The organism is Curtobacterium sp. MCSS17_011 (assembly GCF_003224275.1).
Taxonomy (GTDB): domain Bacteria; phylum Actinomycetota; class Actinomycetes; order Actinomycetales; family Microbacteriaceae; genus Curtobacterium.
This window is the reverse complement of record NZ_QKLE01000004.1, coordinates 240,677-251,109: the sequence shown is the minus strand read 5'-3', so window position 1 is coordinate 251,109 and position 10,433 is coordinate 240,677. Positions and strand designations below refer to the sequence as shown.

The 10,433-nt window shown below is 73.3% G+C and carries 8 protein-coding genes; 2 read left to right on the top strand and 6 right to left on the bottom strand.

Going from position 1 to position 10,433, the window contains the following annotated elements; genetic code table 11:
• Positions 1–1,547: iron uptake transporter permease EfeU (gene efeU / locus DEJ17_RS18015; RefSeq protein WP_110892347.1), on the bottom strand; the 1,547-nt coding region annotated here is incomplete at its 3' end.
• Positions 1,548–1,616: 69 nt separating this feature from the next.
• Here efeU and DEJ17_RS05040 point away from each other — a divergent pair.
• Positions 1,617–2,378: a trimeric intracellular cation channel family protein gene (locus tag DEJ17_RS05040; RefSeq protein WP_071406483.1), complete on the top strand. Its 762-nt coding sequence runs from the start codon at positions 1,617–1,619 to the stop codon at positions 2,376–2,378.
• Between the two features lie 247 nt (positions 2,379–2,625).
• The gene (locus DEJ17_RS05035; RefSeq protein ID WP_110892346.1) at positions 2,626–3,228 is read left to right on the top strand and encodes a TetR/AcrR family transcriptional regulator; all 603 of its coding nucleotides are present in this window, start codon (positions 2,626–2,628) and stop codon (positions 3,226–3,228) included.
• A 53-nt stretch (positions 3,229–3,281) separates the two neighbouring features.
• Here the strand turns inward: DEJ17_RS05035 and DEJ17_RS05030 are convergent, their stop codons facing one another.
• From DEJ17_RS05030 to DEJ17_RS05010, 5 genes are all read right to left on the bottom strand, one after another.
• Positions 3,282–5,633 carry a DUF3488 and transglutaminase-like domain-containing protein gene (locus DEJ17_RS05030; RefSeq protein WP_146239630.1) on the bottom strand — a complete coding sequence of 784 codons (2,352 nt, stop codon included), beginning with the start codon at positions 5,631–5,633 and terminating at the stop codon, positions 3,282–3,284.
• Between the two features lie 5 nt (positions 5,634–5,638).
• The gene (locus DEJ17_RS05025) at positions 5,639–6,970 is read right to left on the bottom strand and encodes a DUF58 domain-containing protein (RefSeq protein ID WP_110892344.1); all 1,332 of its coding nucleotides are present in this window, start codon (positions 6,968–6,970) and stop codon (positions 5,639–5,641) included.
• On the bottom strand, positions 6,970–7,974 hold the full coding sequence (locus DEJ17_RS05020) for a MoxR family ATPase (RefSeq protein WP_110892343.1): 1,005 nt from the start codon (positions 7,972–7,974) through the stop codon (positions 6,970–6,972). Before DEJ17_RS05020 ends, DEJ17_RS05025 begins: the two co-directional genes overlap by 1 nt.
• A 200-nt stretch (positions 7,975–8,174) precedes the next feature.
• The gene (locus DEJ17_RS05015) at positions 8,175–9,179 is read right to left on the bottom strand and encodes a sugar phosphate isomerase/epimerase (protein ID WP_110892342.1); all 1,005 of its coding nucleotides are present in this window, start codon (positions 9,177–9,179) and stop codon (positions 8,175–8,177) included.
• The gene (locus DEJ17_RS05010; RefSeq protein WP_110892341.1) at positions 9,176–10,393 is read right to left on the bottom strand and encodes a Gfo/Idh/MocA family protein; all 1,218 of its coding nucleotides are present in this window, start codon (positions 10,391–10,393) and stop codon (positions 9,176–9,178) included. The genes DEJ17_RS05015 and DEJ17_RS05010 overlap by 4 nt, the downstream gene beginning before the upstream one ends.
• Between the last annotated feature and the right edge of the window lie 40 nt (positions 10,394–10,433).

Here is a 10,433-nt window from a genome sequence, read left to right as displayed (position 1 = left end):
AGATGTGTATAAGAGACAGGGGTGGTGGGGAGCCGCCGGCGACGGCGGTCACGGACGGCCAGCAGCGCCTGGGCGGCGGCCGCGACGCCGAGGGCGATCGGCAGCCAGGCCTTCCAGAGCAGCAGGTCGGCTGATCGCGAGTCCGCGGCGGCCACCGAGGCGGCCGACCGCTCGACGCGGGCGTCGGGGACGGACCAGACGGTGCGGTCCAGGGTCGTGGTGCGCGCGGACGGGAGGCCCCCACCGCTCAGCGTCAGCACCTCGCGTTCGTCGCGGGTCGCGTCCAGGACCCCACCACGGACGGCCCACAGGGTCACCGTGTCGCGCACGGCCCAGCGGGCCGCGAACGGACCGGGGTTCGTCGACGGGGAGACCCCGACGGGCAGGCGGCCGAACAGGGTGACGAGGTCGTCGAGCGTCAGCGTCGACGGACGATCTGCACCGCTCCCCTGCGCACCGGTGCCGTCCTGCACGACTCGCCACCGGTCGGCGGACACGCCCGCGCGGGTGACGCGGCGGTGGGCCGACGTCGGCAGGGTGATCGGGGCCTCCTGGCCGGTGCCGTCCACCCGCAGGACTCCGGACGCACCGTCGACGCTGGCCGAGACGGAGCTGGCGTCACCGCTGACCGCGGTCCTGCGGGGCAGGTCCACCCCGCCCGTCGGCACGGCGATCGCGAGTGCTGCTGCGGCGACGGCGAGTGCACCGGCGACGACGGCGCGCACCCGGGGCACACGGTCCGGTGACGGACGCCAGGCGCGCGGCCAGAGGGTCAGCGCCAGCACGGGGACGACGTAGAGGACCCAGCCGAGCACCTCGATGACCCGCGGGTCCGGCGGGATGCCGAGCACGCCGGTGACCAGGGCGCCCTGCACGGAACCGTTCGGGGCGAGCCACGACAGGTCGACGGTGCGCTGCTGGCCGATGACGATCCAGCCGGCCTCGTGCGCGCGGCGGAGGACGGTCAGCACCAGGCCACCGGCGACGAAGACCAGGAAGACCCCGGTGCCGGTGAAGAACCGCGACAGGTCGAGGCGGACACCACCCGTGTAGATGCCGAAACCGACGACGACCGCGGCCGCGATGCCGATCACGGCCCCGAGGGCGGCGAGGCCGGTGTCCGACGACGCCTGGAACGTGGCGAGGAGGAACACCGAGGTCTCGAAGCCCTCCTTCAGGACGGCGAGGAACGCCATGCCGGCGAGTGCCCAGGCGGTGCCCCTGCCGAGGGCCGCGGTCGCACTGGCCTCGAGGTCGGCGGTCAGGGTGCGCGCGTGCGTGCGCATCCAGACGATCATGCCCGTGACGAAGACGACGGCGACGATGCCGATGACCGCCTCCATGCCCTCCTGCTGGGCCTGCGGCAGCGCCTGCTCGACGGCCTGCAACCCGAAGCCGACGGCGATGCTGAGCAGCACCGCGAGCCCGACGCCCGACCACATCGGGGCGAGCGGGACGCGGTTGCGACGCAGGAACGCGGCGATGATGCCGACGATGAGCGTGGCTTCGAGGCCTTCACGGAGACCGATGACGAGAGTGGCGAGCATGACGAAGGTGAGGCTAACCTAACCGTCGAACGGCCCGCCAGCCGTGCGACGTGATGTTTGATGGTTCTCATGAACCTGCTGTCCGTCGACGGCCTGGCGTCGGTCACGAACGTGCTCGACCTGGCCGGGGTGTTCGCGTCCGCCCTGCTCGGCGGCTCCATCGCCCGCGCGATGGACTTCGACCTGTTCGGGTTCCTGGTCGTCGGGTTCGTCTCCGGACTCGGCGGCGGGATGCTCCGCGACACCCTGCTGCAGAACGGACCGCCCGTCGCGCTCGTCGACCCGCTGTACGTGCCGGTCGCCGTCGCCGGGGCGCTCATCGCCTTCCTCGTGTCGTTCTCCGAGCTCACGTGGGACCGGCTGTTCACCGTGCTCGACGCCGCCGTGATCGGGTTCTGGGCCGTGGTCGGCGTGCAGCGGACCTACGACGCCGGGCTCGACTGGCCCGCCGCGATCATCATGGGGACCATCACCGCGGTCGGCGGCGGAGCCATGCGTGACCTGCTGCTGCGGCGGGTGCCGGCGGTGTTCGGCGGGAACGCGCTGTACGCCACCGTGGCCGTCGCCGCGTCGGCCGTGATGGTGATCGCGTCCGCGCTCGGGTCGCCGTCGCTCGGCATCCTGCTCGCGATCACCCTGTCGCTCGGGCTCCGCTGGGGAGCGGTCCGCCGGGGCTGGGGGCTGCCGAACGGCCGTGACTGGCAGCCGAAGTCGACCCTCGGTTCACTGCTCCGCCGCGGTCGGAGCCTGCGGCCGGACGCCCTCCGGTTGCTCCGGCGTCCGGGCCGTCGGACCGGTGCCGGCAGTGTCCGAGAAGAGCACGAGGACTGAGGGGCTGTCCCCCGCGGCTCCGCGACGCTACGATCAGTACCGCCGGGTATCGTCCTGGCAGTTCTGCCGGGGATGATCCCGGTGAACGCTGTCCGCACAGCACCGACGCGACCCGAACGCGCCGGTTCCGAGCAGACGTGGGGATGGGGGCTTCGCTGATGCCGCGCGGGATCAGACGCGCGGCGCGGCAGGTCTCCTCCACGATGCTCTCCCCGACGACCACGAGCACAGGTCGGAGCAGCAACCGATGAGCGATGACGCTTCCCACACCCAGCGCATCCCGAGGGCCGAGGTCCGGGAGCGTCTGCTCGCCGCCGGCGCCGCAGTCTTCGCCGAACAGGGTGTGTACGGCGCCCGGCTCGACGACGTCGCCGCGCGCGCGGGGTTCAGCAAGGGTGCGGTCTACTCGAACTTCTCGTCCAAGGAGGACCTGCTCGCGCAGGTCATGCAGCGGTCCACGAACCTGGTGCTCGGCTCACTGCAGCAGCTCGTGCACGCCGACATCGCCGCCGTCGACGTCGGGGACGTCCTGCGCGCCGCGTTCGGGCAACACGACCAGAGCGAGCAGTTCGCGCTGCTCTCGGCGTTCCGCGGGTACGCCGTGCGGCACCCCGAGTTCCTGCCCGAGTTCATCCGGCAGCGCCGGGTCCTGCAGGACGGGGTGCTCGAACTCGTGCGGCTGTGGCTCGGTGCACACCCCGAGGTCGACGTCGGCATGACCCCGGAGGAGTTCGCGACCGTGCTCATCGGGGCGAACGTCGGCCTGGTGTTCGACGCGCCGGCGCTGCCGGGGGTCGACCCGGGCGAGCTCATCGCCGCCCTGGTCGAGGCGGTCATCCGCCGGCGCTGACGTGGGGTGCGGTGGGCGCGCCCTCGCACCGTGCTGACGCGCACGCGCCCGCGTCAGGCCGTGCGGCGATCCCGACGGCGGGGCTTCGGCCCGTCGTGGGACCAGGCGGACGACGGCAGCAGGCTCGGTGGCAATAGGCGCGACCGCACGACGCGCAGGGCGGGCGCCGACGCGTCGAGAGCGTCACGAGCTTCACGGACGTGACGCCCCAACGCCGCAGTGTCCACCGATGCGGCCCCGTCGGCGGCGAAGCGCTCGTGGTCGACAGCGTCGACCGTGGCCTCCAGGTGCGGCAGGACCGACGCCGGCAGCCCGGGCCGCAGGCGTCCGAGCACGGCTCGGGCGGTCCGGGCCACGGCGGCGGCGTCACCCGGCGGCGCGATGCCCGGGGCGTACCCGTGGTCGGCGACGTCGTCGAGCAGCTCCCGCCACGCCTGCACGGCGGGTGATCGCCCGGCGGCGATCGCCGACAGCCTGGACCGGCGGCGGACAGCGCGCACGAGGCCCGGGGCGACGAGGACCGCGAGCACGAGCAGCAGGCCGACCAGGAGTCCGACCGGGCCACCCCCGCCACCGGTGCCGGACGCACCTGCGGCGCCGGGCGCCGGGGACGCCGACGGGGTCGGTGACGCCGACTCTTCCGCCGGGGTGGTCTGCTCGGGCGCCGGCAGCGGGGTCTCCGGTGCCGCTGCGGTCGGCGAGGCCGAGGGTTCTTCGGACGGCGCGGCCTCGTCGGAGTCGGGCGTCGGCTCGAAGGCGACCCACCCGGCGCCCTGGATGTACAGCTCGGGCCAGGAGTGCAGCTGCCGGTTCGACACCGCGTACTCGCCGTCGGGCTGGGGCGACCCGGCCCGGTACCCGACCGCGATGCGCGAGGGGATGCCGAGCGTGCGGGCCATCACGGCCATCGCCGACGAGAAGTGCACGCAGTACCCGTCGCGGACCCGGAGGAAGGTCGAGACGACGTCCATGCTGTCGCCGTCGTAGCCCTGCTCCACCGGTGCCGTCTCGGAGTACGTGAACAGGTCGCTGCGGAACCACTGCTCGAGCGCGCGTGCCCGCCCGTAGTCGTCGGTGGCAGCGGCGGCGACGCGGGTGGCGGCGGCCGAGATGTTGGCGGGCAAGTCGTCGGGCAGGGCGAGGTCGGTGCGCAGTTGCTGGCGGCTGGGTTCCCGGAAGCCACGGCCGTCGGAGCGCGCGAGCACCCCCGAGGCGGCGACCGCGTCGAGGTAGTCGTTGGCGAAGGTCGAGGCCCCGTAGACCTCGTACATCGCACCGCGGGCGGTCGCGGCTCCGGTCGACCGGACGGTGCTCGAGTTCCCCATCCACCGCCACTGCGACAGGTCGAGGTTGGTGGACTGCGACTCGATCGACACCGCACCCGACGGCACCGGCAGGTAGGTGCTCGACAGGCCGGTGATCCGGACGGTCACGTCGCCACGGCTCGCCAGGCGCGGGTTGACGCCCTCGGCCCACTGCTGCTCGTCGGCGGTGTCGGCCTCGGCGGCGTTCGTCACGGTCGGCACCCAGTCGCCCGTGCCGAACTCGTCCAGGTCGGCGAGCTTGAGGTACTCGGGCTGCCCGTCCGACGAGCGGTACCGGAACACCTCGAGCTCGCTCGGACGGCGCAGGTCGTTGCCGAGTTCGAGCAGGGTGCCGGGCCGTCCGGGCTGGATCGGTGACTGGATCGCCCCGGTGACGCCGGAGAGCCAGCTGGCGTTGAGCGGCACGATCGTCGGCAGCCCGATGGCCACGACGAGCCCGATCGCCCCGACCACCGCGGCCGGCAGGGCGCGCTGCACCGGGCGGACCGACAGCCAGAGCAGGGCGAGGAACGCCACCGCCGTGGTGATGACGAGCGGGGTGCCGGCGGGCTGCCCGGTGATGACACCGGGCACGATCAGGATGACGAGGGCCGGTGCCGCGGCGAGCGACGGGATCCGCGCGATGGCGGCGAGGAACAGCGAGACCGCCGCCACCCAGCCGATCGACGCGGTGACGACGAGCCGGATCGCGTCGGTCTGCGGCAGTGGTGCGGGGTTCAGGCGGATCGCGGCGAGCGTCTCCCCGAGGGCCCCGTCGGCGTCGAGCCACCCGAGCGGTTGGATGTCGTTGACCAGTGCGACGGCGCACGAGCAGGCGATGACCGTGCCGACCAGGACGACGAAGCGGATGCCGGGCGTCTGGCGGCGTACGGCGAGCATCACGGCGACGAGCACGGCGACGACGACGACGCCCGATGCCCACCAGGCGATGCCCTGCACGAGCGGGCGGATGGCGAGGGCGGCGAGGAGCACCGGCACCGGCGCGAGGGCCACGACCCAGGCGCTCGGGACGTCACGCAGGTCGTCGTCGCGGTCGAGGATCTCGCGCACGTCGGCACGACCACGCGCCGGTGCGCTCACCCCGGTCACCGTGCGGCTCCGGACGGCGTCGCGCCGACGACCGGCACCACGAGGGTCCGCCAGCCGCCACGGTCGAGGATGCCCCGGACGGCCGGGTCCGGCGGCACGATCGTCGCCAGGATGCCGCGGCTCGACCCGCTGGTCGCGCTGACGAGCTCGGCGGCTTCGTCCGCGGTGCAGGTGCCGGTCACGACGGCGGTCATGCCGTGCACGTCGCGGCCACGGACCTCGGGCAGGACGTCGGTGACCTGTCGGGCATCGGTACGCAGCCGGACGTCGGCGAGCCCGACGAGCACGTCGGTGAGGCCACCGACGTCGCCCGCGTGCCGGGTGCTGCCGTCGGGGCCGTCGAACACGAGCACGACGCGCGAGGTCCGGGCGGCGAGCGCGCGGGCGACACTGGCGGCCACCACGACGGCGTGCTCGAAGGCCTGGTCGCCGCCCAGGTCGGAGAGCTCGGCGAGGTCCTCTCGGCCGAGCCGCTGGTAGGACTCCCGCCGGACGTCCAGTGCGATCACGGCCTCGGGCGGCTGGGCCTGGGTGGTCTGGCGGACGTGGAGTTCCCCGCGTCGCGCACTCTGGGCCCAGTGCACCCGACGGATCGGGTCCCCCGGTCGGTACGGGCGGAGTTCGCTGTCGTCGGCCGAGCCGCCCTGCCCGACCCGGCCCTCGTCGGCCGAGACCGCACCGGCGAGCGCGCCGGCGTCGATCGCCCCGAGGGGTGCCGAGGCCGGGACGACGACGACCTCTTCGGCCGGGACGACGGGACGGTCGATCCGGAGCAGGCCGAACGGGTCCTCCACCCGGATCGTCACCGGCCCGACCAGGGTGCGGCCGCGGTGCATCGCGAGCGCCTCGACGTCGAGCACGGCCGGTGGCAGGTTCGGGCCGACCTCGGCGTAGGTCTCCGCCTCGGCCAGGCTGGCGAAGGAATCCTCGAGCTGCTCGCGCACGAGCAGCGTCGCCCGTGGGCCGATCCGCAGGCTGGTGCTGCCGAGGGTGATGCGTTCCCGGTAGACCTCGCCCACCTGCACGATCGCCCGTGCGGTGCTGCGGCTGCCGCGGAGCGGGGTGGCGACGACGAACGCCATCACGATGCCGAGCACGACCAGCACGAGCAGCAGCAGGCCGGCCGTGACCGCGACGCTCGTGGTGCCGACCAATCCGCCGCCGACCAGGCCGATGCCGACGGCGATGACCGTCCAGCCCCGGATCGTCGGGCGCGGGAACGGGGTCCGGCGCGCCAACGAGAGCCCGCGGCGGCCGAACCGGGTCGCCGCGGACCGCGCGGCACCGACGCGTCGCAGCAGCGACGGCGGTGCCGATGGACCGGCCATCAGGAGCGGACGGGGGTGGCCGTGAACGGGATTGCGGTGTCCGAGACGATGCGCACGACGATCTCGCGCACGGTGTCCTCGCCGGTGCCGCCGAGCCCACGGGCGACCGGCACGAGCCGGTGCGCGAGCACGATCGGGGCGAGCGCCGCGACGTCGTCGGGGGTGACGAACGGGCGGCCGGCGAGGGCCGCGTGCGCACGGGCGGCCTGCGCCAGGTGCAGCGTCGCGCGGGGGCTCGCACCGAGTACGAGGTCGGGGTGGGTGCGCGTCGACCGGACGATCGCGATGATGTACGCCTCGACGTCGGGGGCGATGTGCACCCCGGCGACGGCCTCGATGATCGCCCGCAGCGTGGTGACGTCGACGATCGGCCGCAGGCGCGACAGCGGGTCGCTGCCGCCGCGGTTCGCGAGCATCTGCCGTTCGGCGTCGACGCTCGGGTAGCCCATCGCGATGCGGGCCATGAAGCGGTCACGCTGCGCCTCGGGCAGCGGGTACGTGCCCTCCATGTCGATCGGGTTCTGCGTCGCGACGATCATGAACGGACGGTCGAGCGGGCGCGTCACTCCGTCGACGGTGACCTGCGACTCGGCCATCGCCTCGAGCAGGGCCGACTGGGTCTTCGGGCTGGTGCGGTTGATCTCGTCGCCGATGACGACGTTCGCGAAGACCGGGCCGGGTGAGAACCGGAAGGTGCCGGACGACTGGTCGAAGATGTTCACACCCGTGACGTCGGACGGCAGCATGTCCGAGGTGAACTGGATGCGGTTCACGGACCCACCGACCGAGGCACCGAGCGCCTTGGCGAGCACGGTCTTGCCGACGCCCGGGACGTCCTCGACGAGCAGGTGCCCCTCGGCGAGCATCACCGTCAGGGCCGTGCGGATGGCTTCCGCCTTGCCGTCGATCACCGTGGCGACGGAGGCCACGATGTCGTCGCCCACCGCCCGCACGTGTTCGAGCGGGAAGGCGGGGTCGGTCGGGTCCGGCACGCAGGGCTCCATCGTCGGGGACAGGTGTCGTGCATGCTACATCGGGCCGGTGACAGCACCCGGTACGGGTGTACGGACTGGTCGATCCGCGCAACGGAGGCCGATCCGCGCGTGGTGGGGCCGGGAGGCACGGCCCACCACGCGCGGTCCGTCACCGTGTGCGCGGATCGGCTGTCGAGCCTCCAGGCAGTGACCGGGTCGGGTGAGGGACGTCAGGACCGGGGCGCCAGCGCCGCGTCCGCGGCGCGCAGGACGCGCGCGGCTACCGCGACCCCTTCTTCGCGCCCGAGCTCGGTGTCCTCGTGCTCGATGTTCACCCACATGCCCGGGTCGATCGCACGCAGGGCCTCGAGGAACGACGCCCAGTACGCCTCGTCGTGCCCCTTGCCGAGCGCGACGAAGTCCCACGCCGACGGCTTGGGCCACTCGTTCGCCCACTCGTCGCCGCCGAGGTTCGTGCGTGACTCGTCCGGCGACAACCGGCGGAACGAGTTGTCGAGTACCCCGTTGATCGCCGCGTGCGGGTTGACCCGGACGTCCTTCGCGGCGGCGTGGAACACCAGCGGACCGAGGTCGTTGGCGACCGCGACCGGGTCCATCTGCTGCCAGAACAGGTGCGAGGCGTCGAGCTCGACCCCCACGTTGGTCAGCCCGCCGCGCTCGACGAGCTCCCGGATCGACGCCGGGTTGAACACGAGGTTCTGCGGGTGCAGCTCGAGCGCGACCTTGACGCCGTGCTCACGGGCCAGGGCGTCGATCTCCTGCCAGAACGGCACCGCGACGCTCCACTGGTGTTCGAGGACGTCGAGCGCGGCCGAGTTCCAGGCGTTCACGATCCAGTTCGGCCGGGTCCCGCCCGGCTCCCCCGCCGGCAGTCCGGACATCGTGACGACGCGGTCCTGTCCGAGGCGGGCCGCGAGGCGGATGCTGCGCCGGACGTCCTCGGCGTGTGCGGGACCGATCGCGGGGTCGGGGTGCAGCGGGTTGCCGTTGCAGTTGAGCCCGGCGATGGTGACGCCGGTCCCCGCGAACTGCGCGAGGAACGCGTCACGCGCCCCGTCGTCGACCAGGATCGCGTCGATGTCGGGCACGTGCACCGGGGGCAGGAAGCCGCCGGTGTTCAGCTCGATGCCGGTGAGCCCGTTGGCCGCGATGACCGCGAGGGCGTCGGCGAGGGGCCGGTCGTGCAGGATCGCGTTGTAGAGACCGAGTTTCATGCCGTCACTGCTTCCTTGATCATCTCGGTGGCACCCCCGGCCGCGGCGGACCGTGCCACCGCGTCGAGGACCTCCATGTTGTGCACGCCGTCGTCGAACGTGGCGTTCGCGGGCAGGGCGTCCGGCACCGGGCCGGACAGCCCGACGATCTCGTCGAGGAACGCCCGTGCCTGGTACTCGAACATCTGGTTCTGCCCCCAGCCGACGCCCGGCGCGTCCATCGCCATCCCCCCGGCGACGTAGGGGTGGTCCGGGCCGAGCACGACCTGTCGGTACCCACCCAGCCGCGAGCCGTCGGACCGCAGGGCGAGGCCGATCTCCGACGCACGCTCCTGGTCCCAGCGGGCTGCGCCGCGTTCGCAGAACGCCTCGATGACGAGCCCGTTCGGGTGCCCGGCCGCGACACGCGAGGCCTCGAGCGACCCGACGACCGTGCCGTCGCCGAACCGCGCACTGAAGGTGGCGTAGTCGTCGTTGCCGACCGGGGCGGTCTCGCCGGTGAGCGGGGCAGCCTGCCCCCGCAGGGCGTGTCCGGCGGCGACGGGGCGCTCGGCGATCGACGTGGTGAACGTGCCACCGCTGACGCTCCGGACCGGGCCGGCCAGGAACTCCGCGACGTAGGTCAGGTGCGAGCCGACGTCGGCCAGGGCCCCGGACCCCGGCTCCCCGTCGAAGCGCCACGAGAACGGGACGTCGGGCGAGGCGCCGTAGTCGGTCCAGTACCGGCCGGAGACGTGCAGGACGCGGCCGAGCGTGCCGTCCTCGACGAGCTGCTGGATCGCGGCGAGACCGGGCGCGCGGCGGTAGGTGAAGCCGATGCGGCCGAGCACCCCGCGCTGTTCGGCCTCGGTGGCGGCAGCAGCCATCGCCCGGGCGTCGCCGAGCGAGTCGGACAGCGGCTTCTCGCACAGCACGTGCTTGCCGGCGGCGAGCAGCCCCTCGACGATCTCGCGGTGCAGGGTGTTCGCGACGACGACGCTCACCACGTCGATGTCGTCGGCCGCCGCGATGGCCCGCCAGTCCGTGTCGTGCCGCTCGAAGCCGAAGCGACGAGCGGCCTCGGCGGCCAGCGGTTCGTAGACGTCGCCGACCGAGACGAGCCGGACGGGCGGCAGCGTCGGGGCGAAGAGGGAGGGCGCGTTCCGCCACGCAGCCATGTGGGCCTTGCCCGCCATGCCCGCGCCGATGACGGCGACGCCGATGCTGTCGCTCATGTTCTCTCCTTCGAGAAGGTCGCTGGATCTCTGTTCTGGA